This window comes from Catenibacterium sp. RTP21428st1_D7_RTP21428_210409 (genome assembly GCF_040227455.1).
Lineage (GTDB): Bacteria > Bacillota_I > Bacilli_A > Erysipelotrichales > Coprobacillaceae > Catenibacterium > Catenibacterium mitsuoka_A.
The window spans coordinates 12,096-33,461 of the sequence record NZ_JBEHVX010000003.1 but is presented as its reverse complement, the minus strand read 5'-3'; the positions used below and the strand labels follow the sequence as shown (position 1 = coordinate 33,461).

24 protein-coding genes are annotated in these 21,366 nt (G+C 33.7%); 2 read left to right on the top strand and 22 right to left on the bottom strand.

Annotated features, from left to right (window positions below; translation table 11 throughout):
• Nucleotides 1-20: 20 nt before the first annotated feature.
• From ABUA27_RS01000 to ABUA27_RS00990, 3 genes are all read right to left on the bottom strand, one after another.
• On the bottom strand, nucleotides 21-2,180 hold the full coding sequence (locus tag ABUA27_RS01000; protein WP_349820055.1) for an SGNH/GDSL hydrolase family protein: 2,160 nt from the start codon (nucleotides 2,178-2,180) through the stop codon (nucleotides 21-23).
• Nucleotides 2,181-2,312: 132 nt separating this feature from the next.
• Nucleotides 2,313-3,926 (bottom strand): L,D-transpeptidase family protein, encoded by a 1,614-nt coding sequence (locus ABUA27_RS00995; protein WP_349820054.1) that lies wholly within the window; start codon nucleotides 3,924-3,926, stop codon nucleotides 2,313-2,315.
• A 191-nt stretch (nucleotides 3,927-4,117) separates the two neighbouring features.
• Nucleotides 4,118-6,673, bottom strand: coding sequence for a GH25 family lysozyme (locus tag ABUA27_RS00990; protein WP_349820053.1), 2,556 nt, complete (start codon nucleotides 6,671-6,673; stop codon nucleotides 4,118-4,120).
• Nucleotides 6,674-6,988: 315 nt separating this feature from the next.
• On the opposite strand from ABUA27_RS00990, the gene ABUA27_RS00985 reads away from it, so the two are divergent.
• A complete protein-coding gene (locus tag ABUA27_RS00985) occupies nucleotides 6,989-7,480 on the top strand; it encodes a VanZ family protein (protein ID WP_287845280.1) in 492 nt (163 codons plus the stop codon).
• A 25-nt stretch (nucleotides 7,481-7,505) separates the two neighbouring features.
• Here the strand turns inward: ABUA27_RS00985 and ABUA27_RS00980 are convergent, their stop codons facing one another.
• The 14 genes from ABUA27_RS00980 to ABUA27_RS00915 are packed head-to-tail and all read right to left on the bottom strand — an operon-like array spanning nucleotide 7,506 to nucleotide 17,544.
• Nucleotides 7,506-8,027, bottom strand: coding sequence for a M15 family metallopeptidase (locus tag ABUA27_RS00980; RefSeq protein WP_349820052.1), 522 nt, complete (start codon nucleotides 8,025-8,027; stop codon nucleotides 7,506-7,508).
• A gap of 39 nt (nucleotides 8,028-8,066) precedes the next feature.
• Nucleotides 8,067-8,471 carry an ATP synthase F1 subunit epsilon gene (gene atpC / locus ABUA27_RS00975; RefSeq protein WP_022425540.1) on the bottom strand — a complete coding sequence of 135 codons (405 nt, stop codon included), beginning with the start codon at nucleotides 8,469-8,471 and terminating at the stop codon, nucleotides 8,067-8,069.
• Nucleotides 8,464-9,864: a F0F1 ATP synthase subunit beta gene (atpD, locus tag ABUA27_RS00970; RefSeq protein WP_022425539.1), complete on the bottom strand. Its 1,401-nt coding sequence runs from the start codon at nucleotides 9,862-9,864 to the stop codon at nucleotides 8,464-8,466. The genes atpC and atpD overlap by 8 nt, the downstream gene beginning before the upstream one ends.
• A 14-nt stretch (nucleotides 9,865-9,878) precedes the next feature.
• Nucleotides 9,879-10,733: an ATP synthase F1 subunit gamma gene (gene atpG / locus ABUA27_RS00965; protein ID WP_287845276.1), complete on the bottom strand. Its 855-nt coding sequence runs from the start codon at nucleotides 10,731-10,733 to the stop codon at nucleotides 9,879-9,881.
• 2 nt (nucleotides 10,734-10,735) lie between these two features.
• Nucleotides 10,736-12,262, bottom strand: a complete 1,527-nt coding sequence (gene atpA / locus ABUA27_RS00960; protein WP_022425537.1) for a F0F1 ATP synthase subunit alpha — start codon at nucleotides 12,260-12,262, stop codon at nucleotides 10,736-10,738.
• Nucleotides 12,263-12,271: 9 nt separating this feature from the next.
• Entirely contained in the window at nucleotides 12,272-12,808 is a 537-nt protein-coding gene (locus ABUA27_RS00955; RefSeq protein ID WP_006506962.1) for a F0F1 ATP synthase subunit delta, read from the bottom strand.
• A complete protein-coding gene (atpF, locus tag ABUA27_RS00950) occupies nucleotides 12,808-13,308 on the bottom strand; it encodes a F0F1 ATP synthase subunit B (protein WP_006506961.1) in 501 nt (166 codons plus the stop codon). The genes ABUA27_RS00955 and atpF overlap by 1 nt, the downstream gene beginning before the upstream one ends.
• A gap of 25 nt (nucleotides 13,309-13,333) precedes the next feature.
• Nucleotides 13,334-13,561, bottom strand: a complete 228-nt coding sequence (atpE, locus tag ABUA27_RS00945) for an ATP synthase F0 subunit C (RefSeq protein ID WP_006506960.1) — start codon at nucleotides 13,559-13,561, stop codon at nucleotides 13,334-13,336.
• Nucleotides 13,562-13,593: 32 nt separating this feature from the next.
• Nucleotides 13,594-14,259 (bottom strand): F0F1 ATP synthase subunit A, encoded by a 666-nt coding sequence (locus ABUA27_RS00940; protein ID WP_022425536.1) that lies wholly within the window; start codon nucleotides 14,257-14,259, stop codon nucleotides 13,594-13,596.
• Nucleotides 14,259-14,633 carry a hypothetical protein gene (locus tag ABUA27_RS00935; protein WP_129981820.1) on the bottom strand — a complete coding sequence of 125 codons (375 nt, stop codon included), beginning with the start codon at nucleotides 14,631-14,633 and terminating at the stop codon, nucleotides 14,259-14,261. The genes ABUA27_RS00940 and ABUA27_RS00935 overlap by 1 nt, the downstream gene beginning before the upstream one ends.
• Nucleotides 14,633-15,253, bottom strand: a complete 621-nt coding sequence (gene upp, locus ABUA27_RS00930) for a uracil phosphoribosyltransferase (protein WP_349820051.1) — start codon at nucleotides 15,251-15,253, stop codon at nucleotides 14,633-14,635. The genes ABUA27_RS00935 and upp overlap by 1 nt, the downstream gene beginning before the upstream one ends.
• Before the next feature lie 11 nt (nucleotides 15,254-15,264).
• On the bottom strand, nucleotides 15,265-16,500 hold the full coding sequence (glyA, locus tag ABUA27_RS00925; protein ID WP_349820050.1) for a serine hydroxymethyltransferase: 1,236 nt from the start codon (nucleotides 16,498-16,500) through the stop codon (nucleotides 15,265-15,267).
• 5 nt (nucleotides 16,501-16,505) lie between these two features.
• The gene (gene rpiB, locus ABUA27_RS00920; RefSeq protein WP_287845270.1) at nucleotides 16,506-16,946 is read right to left on the bottom strand and encodes a ribose 5-phosphate isomerase B; all 441 of its coding nucleotides are present in this window, start codon (nucleotides 16,944-16,946) and stop codon (nucleotides 16,506-16,508) included.
• The gene (locus ABUA27_RS00915; protein ID WP_287845268.1) at nucleotides 16,924-17,544 is read right to left on the bottom strand and encodes an L-threonylcarbamoyladenylate synthase; all 621 of its coding nucleotides are present in this window, start codon (nucleotides 17,542-17,544) and stop codon (nucleotides 16,924-16,926) included. Before ABUA27_RS00915 ends, rpiB begins: the two co-directional genes overlap by 23 nt.
• Nucleotides 17,545-17,733: 189 nt before the next feature.
• Here ABUA27_RS00915 and ABUA27_RS00910 point away from each other — a divergent pair, with 189 nt between their 5' ends.
• A complete protein-coding gene (locus ABUA27_RS00910) occupies nucleotides 17,734-18,654 on the top strand; it encodes an alpha/beta hydrolase (protein ID WP_287845266.1) in 921 nt (306 codons plus the stop codon).
• A 28-nt stretch (nucleotides 18,655-18,682) separates the two neighbouring features.
• Here the strand turns inward: ABUA27_RS00910 and ABUA27_RS00905 are convergent, their stop codons facing one another.
• From ABUA27_RS00905 to ABUA27_RS00885, 5 genes are all read right to left on the bottom strand, one after another.
• Nucleotides 18,683-19,339, bottom strand: coding sequence for a DUF4177 domain-containing protein (locus ABUA27_RS00905; protein ID WP_349820049.1), 657 nt, complete (start codon nucleotides 19,337-19,339; stop codon nucleotides 18,683-18,685).
• Between the two features lie 92 nt (nucleotides 19,340-19,431).
• Nucleotides 19,432-19,896: a hypothetical protein gene (locus ABUA27_RS00900; protein ID WP_278861102.1), complete on the bottom strand. Its 465-nt coding sequence runs from the start codon at nucleotides 19,894-19,896 to the stop codon at nucleotides 19,432-19,434.
• Between the two features lie 17 nt (nucleotides 19,897-19,913).
• Nucleotides 19,914-20,156: a PF20097 family protein gene (locus ABUA27_RS00895; protein ID WP_281082720.1), complete on the bottom strand. Its 243-nt coding sequence runs from the start codon at nucleotides 20,154-20,156 to the stop codon at nucleotides 19,914-19,916.
• Nucleotides 20,143-20,613 (bottom strand): hypothetical protein, encoded by a 471-nt coding sequence (locus ABUA27_RS00890; RefSeq protein ID WP_330040529.1) that lies wholly within the window; start codon nucleotides 20,611-20,613, stop codon nucleotides 20,143-20,145. The genes ABUA27_RS00895 and ABUA27_RS00890 overlap by 14 nt, the downstream gene beginning before the upstream one ends.
• On the bottom strand, nucleotides 20,598-21,362 hold the full coding sequence (locus tag ABUA27_RS00885) for a hypothetical protein (protein ID WP_349820048.1): 765 nt from the start codon (nucleotides 21,360-21,362) through the stop codon (nucleotides 20,598-20,600). Before ABUA27_RS00885 ends, ABUA27_RS00890 begins: the two co-directional genes overlap by 16 nt.
• Between the last annotated feature and the right edge of the window lie 4 nt (nucleotides 21,363-21,366).

The following is a 21,366-nucleotide window of genomic DNA, read 5'->3' as shown; positions in this document are numbered from 1 at the left end:
AAAAGGGACATACACTGTCCCTAACAAACAATACCATTACGTATTGTGTAATTTATTCCATTGTAATTGTAAGGCCCATTATATGACCAATTCAATTGACCATTTTCTACATAGTACCAAGTACCTGATCCATTAACCTGTGATAAAGTAGTCTTATGCCAGTCAATCTGACCATGATCCACATAATACCAATTACCATTATAATAAACAAGATTAGAATAGTTCCAGTCTATACTACCATTCTTCACATAATACCAAGTTTTATTGAAATAAAACAACCCATTATATGACCAATTTAATTGACCATTTTCTACATAGTACCAAGTACCTGACCCATTAACCTGCGATAAGGTGGTCTTATGCCAGTTTATCTGACCATGATCCACATAATACCATGTACCATTAAATAAAACGAGATTAGAGTAATTCCAGTCAATCAGACCATTCTTTACATAATACCAAATACCATTATAATAAACCAATCCATTATAAGACCAGTTCAATTGACCCTTCTCAATATAATACCAAGTACCTTTATATAGTGTTAAACCTGTATAATGCCAGTTTATCTGACTATTTTCTACATAATACCATGTACCTGTTCCATTAACCTGAGAAAGAGTATTAACACCCCAATTTAGTTTTCCATTTTCTACGTAAAACCAAGTATTTCCATATTGTACAAGATTTGTATAATTCCAATCAATCTGACCATTCTTTACATAATACCAGTCACCATTATACAAAACTAAACTTGAATATGAAGATTGATAAATACCCTTCTCAATATAATACCAGTTATTATTACAATAAGCTAATCCTTGATAGTTCCAGTTGATCACACCATTTGAAACATAGTACAAAGTACCACTTCCGTTAACCTGACATAATGTATTTTTATTCCAATTTATCTGGCCATTCTCTACATAATACCAAGTACTATAATACTTCACTAGATTTGTATACTTCCAGTTGATCTTACCATGATCCACATAATACCATGTTCCATTATAGAAAATAAGACTATTATAGTTCGTATCCAGAACACCATTCACTAAATAACACCATTCTCCATTAATATAAGTAAGACCATTACTAGATGTATTTACAACACCATTCACCACATAGTAAGTCTTTCCACCGAAGTCGACTAACCCTGTATACGTATCATCAATCTTACCATTATGAATACAATGCCATTGTCCATTGTAATAAATAAGTGTATCACCTGTTAAGACAATACCATTATTCACAAAGTACCAGTCATTTCCATACTTCACTATCCCCGTCATATTTTTATTTGTATGACCATTCACAAGATAGTAGGTAGTTTTACCACAAGTCCAAGGACCATTATAAGATGTGTCTATCTTACCTGAGTCTACCTTATAATATTCCCCTTCATATTCAATAGCACCTGTAATAGATTGATCCACAATACCATCAACCATATAGTAATTATGATAAACACCTGTGACATCAATAAAATGACCATACTGAGTCGCATATGTACCTGCACCGATAGTAATAGTAGATGCATAAGTATTAACTTTTACATCCTCACATTTCATTAAATAGCCACCGATGGTTTCACCAATTGAGTAATGTCCATATTTATTAGGATGAAAACCATCTGAAGAAAAGTAATCCTTATTTCCATTTAAAGCATATTCACTATTAGTGATATATGTGCCTCCTGCCTGCTTTGTACCATCCTTATAAGCCTCTATAACCTGAGTAAAACGACTACGATTCTCTATAGAATCACCAGTCATAGCAACTAATACTTGTGCTTGAGGATAAAGGGTTTGTGCTTTTTTTACTGTATCATAAACCTTGTTTTTAATTGTGTCATAAGAATAATACATATCATTATAGCCACCTGCTATAACTACATATTTCGCATTTTTTCCTGTACCTTTCTCTAATAAATCATCAAATGTCTGACCATAAGACTTTGCAACAAATCCTACACCACCCTGAGATGCCTGTGTATAATCAACACCTGCCTTTTGACTTGCATGAACATACCATAAATCATCTCCAGTTATTGGTCCATCCTTAGAATAACCTTGGGTATATGAATCTCCAATATATTGTACAAGATCTTTATTATCTGCATAAACAGGTGAACTAACACAAATAAGCAGAAAGATAAAAATACCAATCAACCTTTTCATGCGATACCTCCGTAATTAATGAATAAGTCTACTAAAATATATTCTTGTTTAGAATTCTTGTCAACATCGTTTACTTAAACCAATAAATTTCATTAAAAAAGTTCCTCCAACTAGGAGGAACCTCAAAGTGAATTAATAAATAATTACTTTAGTATTTCTAGGAATGTTGTCATAGATCCATTTAGCATGATCGATATCTAATCTAACACATCCATGAGATACTGCCTTATCCATTGAATTATCAATGATTCTTTTTGGTGTATTCTGTCTATCGTAGATAACTGAATGGAATAAGTAGTTACCAGTAATCTGTGTATAATACCAGCATCTACCTCTTGAACCTGTATTGAAGTATTTACCTTTAGAACCTACATAGAAAGTACCACTTACTGTTGGTGTTGATGGTTTACCAACACAACACTGATAATACTGAACATCTTGCCAATTACCCTTACTTCCTCTAAAGATACCAACACGACGTGCAGCTCTATCTACAAGAATAATATACTGTGTAGGACTTGATTCATTACGTACAAGATTACGCATTTTGTCTAGTGGACTATTAATCATAACACCATTAACTACTTCATAGTATCTACCTTGACCATTAACCTGTGCAAGACCTGTATAATTCCAATCTAATGCACCATGATTAATGTAATACCATCCACCTGCATGATAAGCTAAACCTATATAATTCCAGTCTAACACACCATTTCTAATATAATACCATGTACTATAATATTGGAAAAGATCATTAAAGTTCCAATTTAATACACCGTTTTCTACATAATACCAAGTGTCATAATATTTAGTAAGATTAGTATAATGCCAATCTAACTGACCGTTCACTACCATATACCATGTACTATAATACTTAGTTAATCCTGTATAGTTCCAATCAAGTTTACCATGATCTACATAATACCATCCACCACAGTGGAAAGCTAAACCAGTATAGTTATAATCTAATACACCATTTCTGATACAATACCATGTACCATCCTTTAGAATTAAATCATTAAAATTCCAATCCAAATAACCATTTACTACATAATACCAAGTACTATAATACTTAGTTAACCCTGTATAATTCCAGTTAAGAACACCATTTTCAACATAGTACCATCTACCATCATGTATAGCTAAACCAGTATAATCATAATTAACTACACCTTTTTCAAGCAAGTACCATGTTCCGTTGATGTATGTTAACTCACTCTTACTTGTATCAAGAGATCCTTTATGCATGTAGTATAAAACACCATCTGTTTCACAACCACCTGTATAATTCCAGTTAATCTGACCATGATCTACATAGAAATAGCCACCACAGTGTTCTACAACTCCTGTATAAGTCCAGTCAATTGTACCGTTTTCTACAAAGTACCATCCACCACAGTGGAAAATAACATCTCTTGTTTCTTCATTTAAGCGACCTTGATCAATGTAATACCAAGTGCCATCAATGTAGACTACATCAGTCAATGTTGTATCAACAGTCCCATTCTGTACATAATACTTTTTACCTTCGTATTCAGCTAACCCTTTAAATTCTTTATCTACTTCTCCATTTGAATAATAGACAAACTGATTATCTTCATAGACAAGTCCTGACTTTGGTGTAACAACATCTTCTGTAGTTGTATCATCTACTGCATATACAGCATTACTCAAAGCAAGAGGTACCTGAATAACCATAAAAGATAAAATTAAGCCTAATAATAACTTACTTAGTTTCTTCATGAAATGTCGCCTCCTTTCTCCCAAAATAGTTGGATTTTTCATCCTAATCATTATTTTACTCTTAAAGATACCTTTAATCAAATATTTGTATTAGATAGTGTTTTTATTGTATTTAATGTCTATTATTGATCTTCTACTAATAATATTTTATTTAAACTTCATAAAAAAAAGAAGAGTGATAAACACTCTTCTTAAACACGCTGTCCATTAACCACTTTATATTGAGGTCCTTTATTATTCACCTGGGCATAACCATTATAACCCCAGTTGATTTTACCATTCTCTACATAGTAATATCCACCACAATGATAAACAAGACCCTTATAAGAATAATCAATGGTCGCTTTCTTTACATAGTACCATGTACCTTCATAAAGAACTAAATCTGTAAAGTTCCAATCAATCTGACCATTCTTCACATAATACCAAGTACCATTATAAAGAACTAAGTTTGAATAATCCCAATAAATCTTACCATGATTCACATAATACCATGTTTTATTATAGTAAGTGAGATTACAGTAATCCCAGTTAATACGTCCACGATCGATATAGAACCATTCTTTATTGTAGTAAATAAGACCTGAATGATTCCAGTCTACCTTTCCTTTAGAAACATAGTACCATTCACCAGCATGATAAACTAAACCTGTATACTTAAAATCAATAATACCATTAACTACATAATACCAAGTACCATTATAAATAATTAAGTCTGTAAAATTCCAATTAATATATCCATGATCAATATAGAACCAGGCATTATTATAGTAGATTGGATTACTGTAATTCCAGTTAATATAACCATGATCAATATAATACCATTGATTGTTGTAGTAGATGAGACCCGAATGATTCCAGTCTACCTTTCCTTTAGAAACGTAGAACCATCCACCAGCATGATACACTAACCCTGTATAATCGAAATCAATAATACCATTGACTACATAATACCAAGTCCCATTATAAAGAACTAAGTCTGTAAACTTCCAATTAATATACCCATGATCTACATAATACCAAGCATTGTTGTAGTAGATTGGGTTACTGTAATCCCAGTTAACTGAACCTTTTTCAAAATAATACCAAGTATTCTTATAATAAGTTAATTGTGTATAGCCTTCATCTACAACACCTTTTTTAACATAGAGAAGATCTTTTCCGCTTTCTACAACACCTGTATATTGTGGATCTACAACACCATTTGTAACATAATAATACTTATTATTGTATTCATAAAGACCCTTGTATTGATAATCAACCATACTATTTGAAACATAATAAAGTGTACCATCTTTTTCTACAAGACCCTTATAATCCCATCTCACCATACTACGGTCTACGTAATACATAGCACCATTGTATTTAACTAGATTTGTATATTTCCAGGTAATTGTTCCATTTTCAATATAATACCAAGTGTTATTGTAGTAATAGAGGTCATTATAACTTGTATCTACTTTACCATCTTTAATGTAATACCAAGTATTTCCAGTATAGAATAAATCATTAAATCCATAATCTACCTGGCTCTTATAGAAATAATACTTTGTACCTTTATATTCAGCAACATTATTATATGTCCATGAAATAGTACTGCCTTCTACATAATAAAGGTTATTATTGTAAGTTACTACACCATTAAATGTCCAATCTAATACACCATTCACAATATAGTACCAATTATTATTGTAATAATATAAATCAGTAAAGTCCTTATTAAGCTTACCATTAGTTAACATGTACCAATTAGAACCAGATTGTACAAGTCCTGACTGAGTCTTATTGACCATACCTCTTGTAACAAGATATGTATCTCCCTTATAAGTAGCTAAACCATTATATGATGTATTAATTCGATTGTTTTCGAAGTAGTATAGTTCTCCTTGAATTTCATTCAAACCATCAGAATACTCAGTAGTAGTTCCACCATTTGAATTTTCAAATGGACTATAAGAGTAATTTAAATCTACATTAGTTGAGATACCAGGTATTTTCCCAGTACAAGAGCACTGCCACATATCATATTTACCCTGGTAATTACAAACTGTATTATATTGTGCAACCCACTTAGTCCAGTTATTAAAACAACTATCAGTTAAATAATTAGTAAACCAATCTTTGTTCGCATAAATACCAACAGTATATCCCTTTGCAGATAACTTATTACAGAATGTCTTCGCAATATTCGCAATTTCAGTTTTACTTAATTTCTTACGTATTGCCTCTTCTTCTAAATCATAATAAACAGGATACTTAAACTTCTTTCCCTGTAATAAACGAATCGCATGATCTGCTTCACTAGAAGCTTTTTCTACAGTATCCGCATAAGAATATAAGTAGACACCATAAGGAATATTGTTGTCTATACATCCCTTTACATTTTCTTCCCATTTCTTATCATCCTGATTCTTATCATTTGTACCATAACCACATCTGATAATCGCATATTCTACTTCTGACTGTTTGACTTTCTTCCAGTCAATAGTGCCATTATGATAGCTTACATCAATTCCCTTACAAATTGCTTTTGGATCATCAGGCCATCCTGAATTCACAGAAGCACGTGCAACATAATTTGCACTACCTCTTTCCTTCACTTGTCCATTTGAATACCTAAAGCTATTTGCTATATCATTCTTTTCATTATAGTTAATATCTTCACCAAATGCTGGAAGAGTAGTACTACTTACAACCATCAGGAAAGATAAAACTGTAACGCATAATCTCTTAAATAGTTTTTTCATCAGTGTGTCCTCCTTCGCATTAAATCATTTTAACATTTGTATTATGAATCATCAATTTGTATCAATAATTTCACATAATTCATTCTGATGTAAAAATAATAAAATCAATAAGCACAAAATAAATGCGCTTCCATGCATTTAATAATATAACATCTAAATTACAGATTATCAAACATTATCGTATGATTTGATATTCAAATAATTATGAAGTTTACAATTATACAGTGTATGTAAGCAAAAATACCTATACACTACACATTTGTTTTTTCTTTACAGATGTTGTATATTATAAACTCAAGAAAGGGGAGAAACATTATGACTAAAAAGAAGAAATTACGTATACTACTTACTCTATTAATCATAATCTGGATGGGGGTTATATTCTGTTTTTCTAATCAAACAGGTCCTAAAAGTTCCTCTTCTTCTCAATCAGTCATCTATCTCATAGGACATATATCTAAGACATTGACTGGACACAATATAGTGGATACATTATCTACAGATGCTTTTAGCTTTATAGAATTCGTTATTCGTAAATGTGCACATATGTTTGTATATTTCGTTTTAAGTATTCTTACAATGTTGCTGATGTTTACTTATGAAACTTATCCATTACGCTTTAAATGCTTTATATCACTACTAGTGAGTTTCCTCTATGCATGTTCAGATGAACTTCATCAGTTCTTTGTAGGAGGACGTAGTGCAAGCTTTAGAGATGTACTGATAGACTCTACAGGAGCATGTATTGGGATATTACTTACACTTATTATTTATACTCTAATTAAAAAGGCACAGCGTCATTATTAGCTGTGTCTTTCATTTGGCTTGAATTCTACATAGTCATAAGAATCTTCATCTGTATAATGCCACCATTCCCCTCATATCCTATAAAGCCATACTTCTCCATTGTTTCTTCTAGTAATAGAACATGTTTAAGAGGATCACCTGATAACCATGAATAATCTCTACTTGCTTGACTCGTAAAATCATCAAACTCTGTAGGCATATCTATTTCACTTCCATCACTCTTTACAAGAGTCACATCTACAACATTTCCAAAATTATGTGTCTTAGGACCATTTGTAGGATCAGCAACAAACTCATCATCATGGATCAGTTCCCAGAAATATTGTTGTGCAGTAAATGGTCTATAAGCATCCCAGATTTTTAAACTAAAACCTATTTCTTTTAACTCTTCCTGTACCTTCTTGAGTTTAAGTGTAGTTCCTCTTCTTAAATACGCTTCATCAAAATCATATACTTTAGTATGTGTAAAATTACGTTCTGTTGCATAACGTAGTTCCACATATATATCAGGTATATAATCTTTTACTCTCACATATTCTCTCTTCATAACTTCTCCAAAAGAAAATCCAGGGAATAACCCTGGATCCTAGTAATTGTTTTTGACTTGAATACGTGTAATAGCCTTCTTTAATGCAATTTCAGCACGCTGTAAATCGACATCTGGATTCTTTGATCTTAATCTCTCTTCAGCTCTTGCCTTTGCTTCTTCAGCTCTACGTAGGTCGATTTCTTCTGGTGATTCAATATCATTCACAATAAGTGTAACAGTATTATCACCATCTACATAAACAAATCCACCACCAACAGCGAACTCATATCTGTCTTTATCAATCCTATAATTCATTTCGGCGATTTCCACACCACTCGCCAATGGCATATGGTGAGCAAGTATACCCATCTGACCATCAGTTGTTCTAATGTTCAGAATATCTACGTCTACATCCCTGTAGGTACCTTTAGGAGTGACGATATGTAAATGAAATTTACTCACTTAAAGATTCAGCTTTCTTTACTGCTTCTTCAATAGTACCTACATTATGGAAAGCCTGCTCTGGTAAATCGTCATATTTGCCTTCTAGAATTTCTTTAAATCCTTTTACTGTATCTTCTACATGTACATACTTACCATCTAAACCAGTAAACTGTTCTGCAACAGTAAATGGCTGTGATAAGAAGTTTCTAATTCTTCTTGCACGTGCAACGATTAGTTTATCTTCTTCACTCAATTCATCCATACCAAGAATTGCGATGATATCCTGTAATTCCTGATATTTCTGTAACATCTGAGTTACTCCATGAGCCACTTCATAATGTTCTTTACCAACAACGTTTGGATCAAGACCTCTAGAAGAAGAGTTTAGTGGATCTACTGCAGGGTAAATACCTAATGCTGCAATACTACGATCAAGTACAACTCTTGCATCAAGATGTGTGAATGTAGTTGCTGGAGCAGGGTCAGTCATATCATCGGCAGGTACATATACAGCCTGTACAGATGTAATAGAACCCTGTTTAGTTGAAGTAATACGTTCCTGTAACTGACCCATTTCAGTTGCAAGAGTTGGCTGATAACCTGCCTGAGATGGAACACGTCCAAGTAGGGCAGATACTTCTGAACCAGCCTGAGTGAAACGGAAGATATTATCGATGAATAGTAAGACATCCTGTCCCTGTTCATCACGGAAATATTCCGCCATAGTAAGTGCTGATAATGCAACTCTAAGTCTTGATCCAGGTGGTTCATTCATCTGACCAAACACTAGTGTTGTCTTATCTAATACACCACTTTCTTTCATTTCATAGTACAAATCATTACCTTCACGAGAACGTTCACCAACACCGGCGAATACTGATAAACCGTTGTGTTCAGTTGCGATGTTGTTGATGAATTCCTGGATAAGAACTGTCTTACCTACACCGGCACCACCGAACAATCCGATCTTACCACCCTTGATGAATGGACAGATCAAGTCTACGACTTTAATACCTGTTTCAAGAATTTCAGTTTCTGTTCTCTGATCAGCAAATGTAGGTGCTGATCTATGAATTGGCATATGTTTTTCTTCAGTCAATTCATCTTTACCATCAATAGAATGTCCTAATACGTTGAACATTCTACCAAGTGTTTTATTACCTACTGGAACACTAATAGGTGCATTAGTATCCACAGCATCCATACCTCTTGTTAGACCATCAGTAGGACCCATTGCGATACATCTTACAATATCATCACCAATATGCTGAGCAACTTCTACAGTTAACTCTTCACCATGGTTATCAATTGTGATGGCTGTATTTAGATCTGGAAGATCTTTATCAGCAGCAAACTGTACATCGACAACTGGACCCTGAGCCTTGATAATCTTACCAACATTCAAAGACATATGGCACCTCCTTCTTATTGTGCATTGGCACCAGCAACGATTTCACTTACTTCACTTGTAATCGCGCTCTGACGTGCCTGGTTGTATTTTAATAACAACTCATCTGTTAATTCATTAGCATTGTCTGTTGCGTTCTTCATAGATGTTCTTCTAGACGCATTTTCTGCAGTCACTGATTCAATCAAGTAACCATAGATAACGGCCTGTAAATACATCGGAATTAAGCTTCCAAGTACTGATTCAGGACTTGGTTCAAACAATGTATCTTTATGGAATTTCTTATCAGAGACAAGATCTTCAGCCTTAAGTGGAAGAAGAGTCACATCTCTAGGTACGAAAGTTAAATCATTCACATATTCTGTATATACAATATGAATAGACTTAATTTCTTTTTTCTTATAGCCTTCTAGGAGTGAAGCAACTAATCTCACAACACTTCTAAAATCAAGGGTCGTATTAAGGTCTACATAAGTACCATCTACTTCACCTTTAAAATGTTTCTTAAACTGATTTAAGCCTTTATTACCAATCGCAATAATCTTCTTGGCATCATTGACTGATGCTTCAACCTGCTTAAAGATATTTGAGTTATATCCACCACATAATCCTAAAGTAGAAGTGATAACGATATAAACATCTTTACCCTTATTATTTAATACTAAATAAGGAGAATCAATATCATTTCCTGCAGAAGATAAGATCTGTGCACAAGTATCTTTTACCTGTGTATAATAAGGTTTCATGTCATTCAACTGATTTCTAGTCTTAGAAAGCTTAGAGCTAGCAACAAGTTCCATAGCTCTTGTGATTTTCTTAGTAGATTCAATTGATTTGATACGACGCTTGATGGCTTGCATCTGCCCAGCCATAATTAAGCCTCAGCTTTCTGTAAGTTTTCGAACTGAGTTGTATAAGCCTTAACAGCTTCCTTCAACTTAGCAGTTAATTCATCAGATAATACTTTCTTTTCTCTGATTTCATCAAGAAGATCACTATGTGCAACAGCAAACTTCTCTACTAAACCATCCATGTATTCCTGTACCTTTTCCACTTTAACATTCTTAACGAATCCATTTTCAAGTGCAAATAGAGTAATAATCTGATCAATAACATCTCTTGGTGCATACTGTGCCTGCTTTAATACTTCACGTACACGTTCACCATGTTCAATCGCATTCTTAGTTGCTGCATCTAAGTCAGAACCAAACTGTGCGAATGACTGCATTTCTTCATACTGCGCTAATTCATACTTCAAGTTTCTAGAAACCTGCTTCATAGCCTTGATCTGTGCTGTAGAACCTACACGTGATACAGATAAACCTGTATCAATGGCAGGTCTGAAACCAGCATTGAATAATTCCTGCTGTAAGAAGATCTGACCATCAGTAATAGAAATAACGTTAGTAGGGATATATGCTGAGATATCACCTGCCTGTGTTTCAATGATAGGAAGGGCAGTAATAGAACCTCCGCCATTTTCTTCATTTAAACGACAAGATCTTTCTAATAGTCTTGAATGTAAGTAGAATACATCACCTGGATAAGCTTCACGTCCTGGTGGTCTCTTTAATAATAGAGACACTGTACGATAAGCTACGGCATGCTTACTTAAATCATCATAAACGATTAATACATCCTTACCCTGGTCAAGCCATTCTTCAGCAATAGCACAACCTGCATAAGGAGCAATATACTGAACTGGAGCAAGTTCAGAAGCTGATGCAGAAACAACAACAGTATAATCCATTGCGCCTGCCTTCTTTAATTTTTCAACAACCTGTGCAACTGTAGAGTTCTTCTGACCAATTGCTACATAGATACAGTACATATCCTGACCTTTTTGGTTGATGATTGTATCAACAGCGATAGCTGTTTTACCAGTCTGTCTGTCACCGATGATTAACTCACGCTGACCTCTACCAACTGGAATAATTGCATCAATAGTAGTGATACCAGTCTGTACTGGCTGATCTACTGATTTTCTTGTCATAACACCAGGAGCCACTCTTTCGATTGGTCTAGTCTTTGTAGTGATAATTTCACCCTGACCATCAATAGGCTGTCCTAAAGGGTTAACGACACGACCAAGCATTGCATCACCTACAGGTACTTCAATGATCTTACCTGTACGTCTTACTTCGTCGCCTTCTTTAATTTCGTCCGCATTACCTAATAAAGTAACACCAACACTATCTTCATCTAGGTTCATGACCATACCATAAACATCACCTGGGAAAAGGATCAATTCACCTAGCATTGCATTGTCTAAACCATGAACAACACTGACACCGTCACCAACAGTCATAACTGTTCCGACGTCTTTCTGTTCCATGACATCATCATAATGCTTAATCTGCTCTTTGATTAAAGCACTGATTTCATCGGGTCTTAATGCCACTTGCGTCACCTACTTTCTCAACAGCTCAGTCTTGAGCTTGCTGACTTTGTTCTTTAATGAGCCATCATAGACACGGTTCTCAATCTGAACCTTAACACCACCAATAAGTGTCTTATCTTCAACAGTTCTTAAAGTAATTGTTTTGTTTTCTTTCTGAGAAATCGCTTCTTCAATTGTCTTAACCTGTTCATCGCTTAATGCGAAAGGTGTGAAGATAACGCCTTCCTCGATACCAAGATGCTTATTACTCATCTTAATAAAGCTTTTTGTAATAGGCGCAATGTATCTTGTTCTTCTTTTCTTTACAAGCAGTTTAAGAAAATTCAATACATAATGATTTACTGAAGTGCCAAAACCTTTATCAAGTAATGCACACTTTGCTTCATCATCTACAAGCACATGAGAGAAGAATTTTTCAAATTCTGGATTACTTTCTAAAACTGTATCAACTAGTTTCATGTCTGCTAGATAATCTTCTAGCGCATGATCTTCTAACGCTAACTGATATAAGCTTTCAGCATAACGTTCTGCAACATTTGCATCCATTAGTTAACAACCTGTTTTACGAAATCATCTACTAAAGCTTTATTGGCTTCAGTATTCATATTCTGATCCATGACTTTAGTAGCCACTTCAACAGCAACATCCACAATTTCTTTCTTCATTTCATCCTGTGCTGCAAGCTTTTCAGATTCAATTTCATGGCGAGCCTGTTCAATCTTTTCTTGAGCCTGCTTGTTAGCTTCATCCATGATTTTACTCTTAGCCTTTACGGCATCTTCCTTAGCCTGATCTATGATTTCTTTATACTGTTTTGCAGCTTCTTTAGCCTGCTTTTCACTTTCTAGAAGATATTCAGATGCTTTTTCATTCTTAGCCTTCGCATCATTGATATTACCTTCTATAAAATCAGCTCTCTTCTGGAAGAATTCTAATACATAATTCCATAAATATTTCTTGAACAGAAGAAGCATGATTGCAGTGGAACATAACTGAACAATCATAGTGGTAGGGTTTGGAAATAACTTTGCGGCTATATCTGGCATAGTTTTTTCCTCCTTAAACTATTTTTTATTTGAATACGAATAATAAGATGAAAGAAATAAGTAAACCATAGAGGGCTACTGTTTCTGTTAAGGCGATACCTAAGATCATAGTAGTACGGATCTTGCTTTCAGCCTCAGGATTTCTTCCAATTGCAGATACTGCATGAGCGGCAACTAAACCTTCACCAATACCTGTACCTAAACCTGCAAGTACTGCAATACCAGCAGCGATTGCAATTAAACCTCTTGTCATAATCAATTTCCTCCTATTGACATTTTTTTCATTTATTCTTCATCTGGATTTTCATTAGAAATCAGAATTGAAGATAGTGTAACGAATACCAGTGCTTGTACACATCCAGAGAATACATCGAAATAACAATGTAATAGTGGTGCTACCACTGGTCCTAAAAAGTTGAATGGAATCAACTTGTAACTTAAGAATGATGTTGCCTGATATACTAAGGCCATAATAAATGTACCACTCAATAAGTTACAGAAAATACGCATTGATATAGAAATCAATGGTGAAATCAAACCAAATAGGTTTGTTGGGGGAATCAAAGTTCCCTTAATATAACTGCCAACACCCTGATACTTAATCGCATTAATCTGAATTAATACCCATGTAATTAATGTTAAGGATAACGTGATTGAGTAGTTAGTAGTTGGCGCATCAAAACCTGTTAATCCAAATAAGTTAGAAACCAACAGCCATGCAAATAACATAGAGAAATAAGGATAGTAGTTCTTCGCATATTTCTTAGGCATGATTGTGCCCATATAATCGTAAACCATCTTAATGGCGGTTTCAACAAGAAGAACCACACCTTTTGGTCTCTTAGTTGGATCTGCTTCTCTTATTTTTTTACCTGCATAAACAAAGAAAATAGAAAGTATCACAGTCACAATCAATGATGATATCAGTTCTGGCTGAATAGTGATTTTCATTATCTCATACGCCTCCTTTCTCCATATGCATGTATATAAATAGAAATCTTTACTACTAGATAGCCCAGAAATACAGTATACATATTTACTATTTCTGGAAAGAATCCAGCTATCGCAAAACCTACTGCAAAAATAAACAATTTAGCCATAAATAACATAACCGCAATTGTCTTACCTGCAGTCTGGATGGAAAGTATTGTATCAGTCATTTTCATATTGATCTGTAAAATTAATAAATCAATAAGATAACCTAATACAAACCCTAAGCAGTAGCTGATTGAATGAAGAATGATGGAAAGTATAACCGCAAGAATCAATCCTGCAAGAAATACTTTAACAGAAGTTCTTCTTACTTCATATTCATCAAATCCCATTAATTAGTACCAAACAAGCGGTCTCCCGCATCTCCTAAACCTGGTACAATATATCCCTTGTCATTTAGCTTTTCATCTAATGCAGCTAAAGTAAGCTTTACATCTGGATGATGTTCTTCAATGTATTTCACACCTTCAGGTGCACCTACAAGGCAGACAAGTTCAATATCCTTCGCACCACGATTTTTAATATTCTGGATAGCCATATCAGCTGAACCACCAGTAGCAAGCATAGGATCAAGAACAATAACCTTTGCGCTCTCTAATCCCTTAGGAAATTTAGCATAATATTCATGAGGAATCAATGTTTCTTCATCTCTATACATACCAATATGACCTACTTTCGCAGTTGGCATGATTCTTCTGAAGCCATCTACAAGACCCACACCAGCACGTAAGATAGGTACAAGAATAATATCTCTATCTAGTTCATAACCAGTTGTCTTACAAATAGGTGTTTCAATTTCCTTTTCTTTTAAAGGATAATCTTTTGTGACTTCATAAGCCATCAACATTGCGATTTCATCAAGGTTCTGCTTGAAAATATAGTTTGATGTCTTTTCTTCTCTCATAATAGAGAGTTTGTGTTTAATTAATGCATGATTGAGTACTTTAACCATCTTATGACCTCCTAGTATTTAATATCGTCATACATAGTCACTTTATCAGTTAACTTCTTTACTCTTGCAAGACATTCATTCTTTACTTCATCAGTTTCTTCATTCTTTAAACGATAAGCAATAATCTTTCCAACTTCTCTGAAGTCATCTTCCTTGAATCCTTTTGTTGTCATTGCTGGGGTATCAACACGGATTCCAGAAGCCTTGAAAGGTTTTTCTGTATCGAAAGGAATCGCATTCTTATTAGCTGTAATATTGATTTCATCAAGTAATCTCTGAGCTTTCTTACCTGTAATACCACAGCTGCTCTTTACATCAATAAGTAATAGGTGATTATCAGTACCACCAGTTACAAGACGGAATCCTTCTTCCTTTAAAGATTCTTCTAAAGCTTTTGCATTCTTAATGATTTGATGACTATATTCCTTGAATTCAGGCTGTAATGCTTCATAGAAGCAAGCTGCTTTAGCCGCAATAATATGCATAAGAGGTCCACCCTGCATACCAGGGAAAACAGCTCTATCAATATCTTTTGCATACTTTTCCTTACACATGATGACACCACCTCTAGGACCTCTTAAAGTCTTATGAGTTGTAGTCGTCACGATATCTGCATAAGGGAATGGAGATGGATGATCTCCTGCAGCAACTAAACCAGCAATATGTGCCATATCTACCATAAAGATAGCTCCAACACTATGTGCTACTTCAGCCATGAATTTGAAATCAATCGTTCTTGCATAAGCACTTGCCCCTGCAACAACTAACTTAGGTTTGATTTCTTCACACAATCTCTTATATTCATCATAATCGATTCTTTCTGTTTCCTTATCAACACCATAAGCATGGAATTCATAAGTCTTACCAGAGTAGTTTAATGGATGTCCATGAGTTAAATGCCCACCATCATTTAAAGACATACCTAGTACTTTATCACCTGGCTGTAATAAAGCAAAATAAACAGCTGTATTCGCTTGTGCACCAGAATGAGGCTGAACATTTGCATACTCACAGCCAAATAGCTTCTTAAGTCTTTCCTGTGCTAATGTTTCTACTTCATCCACAAACTGACATCCACCATAATATCTCTTACCTGGATATCCTTCAGCATATTTATTTGTTAGAACTGAGCCCGCAAGCTCCATAATTTCTTTAGATACAAAGTTTTCGGAAGCAATTAATTCAATATTGTTTCTTTGTCTATTCAATTCTCGCTCAACACTCGCAAATACTTCTGTATCTCTCATAATGCTTACTCCTTTTCTAAAGCCATCATTTTTTCAATTCTCTTAACATGTCTTCCACCTTCAAAATCAGTATGAAGCCATGCATTAAGAATTTCAACAGCGAGTCCTTCTCCAATAACTCTCTGTCCCATTGCAATCATGTTAGTATCATTATGAGCTCTTGTCGCTTTTGCACTAAATACATCATGACATAATGCGCAGCGGATACCATCTACCTTATTACATGTAATTGATACACCGATTCCTGTTCCACAAACAACGACACCTTTCTCACATTCTCCTGATGCAACAGCTTTAGCTGCCTTAGATGCATAATCAGGATAATCACAAGAGTCTTCAGTATAAGTACCATAGTCTACAACTTCATAACCCTGTTTCTTCATTTCATCAATAAGAACATTCTTTAAACGTAATCCACCATGATCACAAGCGACTGCAACTTTCATAATATACCTCCTCGATTTCTTCTTTGGTAATTAAACCTTCTCTTAGTATTCTCACATCACCTTGACTTAAATCCACGACTGTAGATGCAGTTGCCGAAGCAGTCTGTCCTCTGACAACCATATCAATCTGTCCATCAAGCTGTGCAAGTACTTCTTTTTCGTTTGTCGTATTCCCTTGACCAGATAAATTAGCACTTGTTACTGATAAAGGCCCTGTCTGATCAATGAGTGACAAAACGAAAGAACTGTCTGGGATTCTAATACCTATTGTATCTTTTCCACTAACATGTCTCGAATCCACACTATCCAGTCTTTTTAATACGATTGTCATTCTACCTGGCATAAACTTATCAATCACTCTCTGGGTACCCTCGTCTACTAAGCCATACTTCTTTACATCATCTTTTTTTGACAACATAAGAGTCACTGCTTTATTCGGGTTACGTTTCTTGATTTCCATAATTCTATCAAGACCCTTCAAATCATCGAATAAGCAGGCAACGCCATAAACAGTTTCCGTAGGAAATGCAACAATCTTCCCATCTCTTACTGCACTCACTAATAAATCCATCTGTTCTGGTCCTATAACCTGTGTCATTAAAATCACCTCATATCGGTATTATTCTAACACAAAAACTTTCTTAAAAACATATATTTATCGCTTTCCACCATACCCTTTTCTACTTACAAATTCATATATCTGTCAATTATTTATTCAAACTTAATTGTTTGTACATAAATTCTTCATAGAATATTTTATATAATGAATAAAAGGAGGTATTTTGTCATGAAAAAGAAGAATGTAGTTATTGGTACAATAGGCGCAGCCGCTGCGGCATCTGCCACTTATCTTGCAGCAGGGCGCATTGCGATAGAAAAAGTATGTACAAGATGCAAAAAAGAAAAAGTAGGATTAAAACATCCAATGAGTAAAGATGATAAACAATGGCTAGATCATCAGACATTTATTGATATGGAAATCACTTCTTATGATGGATTAAAGCTAGAAGGGCAGTTCCTTCCTTATCCTGATTCTAATAAATTAGTGATCTGTGTTCATGGATTCCATTCTTACCATTATCGTGAGTTTGCATATTATATTCGTTTCTACCATGAACTTGGTTATAATATCCTTCTTCCAGATAATAGAGCACATGGACAGTCAGAAGGACATTATATTGGTTTTGGATGGCTGGACCGTTTAGATATATTAGAATGGATTAAAAAAATGGAAGAATACTTCCATAATGAACCAATGAGCATTGTCTTACATGGTATATCCATGGGTGGGGCAACAGTACTCATGGTAAGTGGTGAAGAATTATCTGACAATGTGAAAGCTATTGTCGCTGATTGCAGCTATACAAGTGCTTATGATGAATTCAAATACTACTTAAAGAATAAAGGATGTCCACCATTCTTATTACTTCCTAGTGCTACATTATTATCTAAAAAGACAGTAGGGTATAACTTCAAACAAGCCAGTGCAATCAATCAAGTCAAGAAATCTAAAACACCTACATTATTTATACATGGTAACCAGGATCACTTTGTGCCTACTTACATGGCATTAGAACTCTATAATGCCTGTCAGGCAGAAAAGAAATTACTTATTGTGAATGATGCTGCACATGGTGAATCTTATCATAAAGAGAAGAAACTTGTTCAAAGCAATATTACTCATTTCTTAGAGAAATATGTAGACTAATAGACCGAGCAAGTTGCTCGGTCTATTCTTATTTCTTCGCATTTCTTATTTTTCTTTCAAAAATAAGTACAACTTCATCACTTGTACTATTGCTTCCTACACCAACACCTACAATAGCACCACCTACCATATTACTGCCTATTTCATTTGTGAAAGCTGTCTTTAGTCTCCAACCCTGTACACTATATCTTATTAATGTCTTCTTCAAACTATTTGTATCTGTCCTACCATGAGAATCATGAACAGTAACTACATCATATTCATAAAGATCATTACATTCTAAAATGGAATCTAAATTATAATCATTATTTCTTTCTTCCAATAATTCTGTGAACTTATCTTCCGTCATCGAATCATTAGAAGTATTATTTTCTATGATTTGATCTAGTTTTGAGTTGATTTCTTTTTGTTCATCCATACTTTGACGTTGTTTACAATACTTATCAAAATATGTATGAATTCCTTCTTTGACTTCTTGAGAAAAATGACCTTTATCTAACTGTTGATCAATTGCCTGAATAGCTTCATCTAGCTGTTTTGTAGAAAGATGAGTACTTTTCAGTTTAGTTGATGTAATTGTGAGATTAGGTACTTGTTGTAAGCAGGTATTACATAGACATACTTCTCCAAAACTATTTCTATCTGGAATAGTAGTAAAAACCTGTCCACAATGACTACATTTCATTTGTTTTTACACATGATTTTCCTCTTATAAATAAATTCACTTTTTCAAAGAACCTATATTAAGCTTTTCCGTTTTTATTCAAAAGATAGGATTTATGATACATCCTCTAACTTAAAATGAATATCATTATTTTCAGTTTGGACTATTAAACGCTTTTTTTCTGTATCATTATTTAAGTTAAATGTAAATTCTATTTCATTGTCTGTAATCTTTATAATTTTTGAATTTTTATTTAATGTTGTACCGATTTCAGGGGCTATCCCTATCCTATAGTATTGCTTACCAATAATAACCCCTATACCATGTCTTTCTATTAACTCTTTATCTTGATATAAATAAGCCATAGAAATCAGACCATCACTTTCTTTAATATCCATATATTCTGTAGCTGTTCCAGTTTCAAGTAATTCACTATACTTTTCTAATTCTTTAGTTTTTTTATTTAACTGCACTATGGTTGTAGCTTTATTTTTATTTTCAATAAACAAATATCCATTAAAAACAATTGAAAACCCCAATAAAAGTATAATGATTAGATTCTTTATTTTATTTTTCATATATACTTTCTCCTGTTTTATAAATCTTTATTTGCATTTATGATAATAATATTGCATGTATTACATTTGTATGCATCAATTTTGTCACCTTTGAAGTAGCTAAAATGTCCTAACTTGATATCATCCTCCCCAAAATGCCATTTATTCGTCATAAAGGGTAGTTTTTCAGGATTTGGTGACCATGCAAGAGCCTCACCCCTTGTTTTAATATAACCATGAATTAACTTACCCGAACAATAAGGACATCTATTGATTATCATTTTGTTTCCTCCAAATATATCTTGACTTTTCTAATTTCTTACCTAAATGACTATTTTTATTCATTCTTTTTATATCATTTATGATTTCGTCATCATAATAATAGTTATATCCTATTATTATAAAATAATTCTTTACATTTATAACAGGAAATCTATTGAGGTGTTCATCACTAAAATTATCAATAGAATTAACTAACTGTTTATACTTTTGGGCATTATTTTTATCGTCTACATCAATAACTTCTATATTGACTAAATCTCCAAATTCATCCTTTAGTTTTATTGGAAGCGATTTTTTTACTTGAATACATAATGGGCAACACTCTATTGAATATATTTCGACATTTAATTGTTGTTCATTGTTTTTATGATTTTCAAAGTATAAAAAGCAACATAATAAGAATACCAAACAACTTATCAAATAAATAATTGTCCTTTTTTTTAATAATTCATACATGCTGGATTACCTGTGTAATCTGGACGTTGAATGTGAAAATAACTATAAGTTACCTTTGCGGCGCCACTTTTTGTTTTTATCTGTTCATACCACTTTTTTGAAATCTCACTATATGCTCCGAAATAATATTTTTGTTCTCTAATATAAGATAAACAATCTGATGCTCCGTATTGATAAAACTTAATATGAATAGTAGGTTTAACGCTTGAACCAACTGATACAGCAACAGAATAAAGAAATACCACTTTTCCCAAAGGACCTGAAACGAACAAAGAAACGGCACTTCCAACCATACCTATTATTTCAAGAACTTTAAAAGTCATTTTTGACGTTTTATGAAATGGACCTCCTAATTTTTTCCAAGTTGTATATGTGGTTGGGGTTTCCCCATCTACATTTAACACTTCTTCACCCTCAGCAGGCATTAAAGGATCAGGATAATCTTCATCAAGAATTTCTTCATAAAACATTAATTCAGATCCATTTTCAGTGACTAATGATAAATTAGAATTGTTTTCATTTATTAAATATGTTTCTTCGTCAATAGTCATTGTTGATGTATTATTTACTAAATCTTCTTCCAATAAGATATATGTGGAATCAGTTTTATCGTATGCTATTACATCACTTACATTTTCGTCTTTATAGGTATATAAATATTCAAAGTCATAATTTCCATCAGCAATTTGAGTAAGTTTAGAAAAATCGGAAGTGTCTGATGCGTATAATTCTGAATTTTTTAATTCCATATTA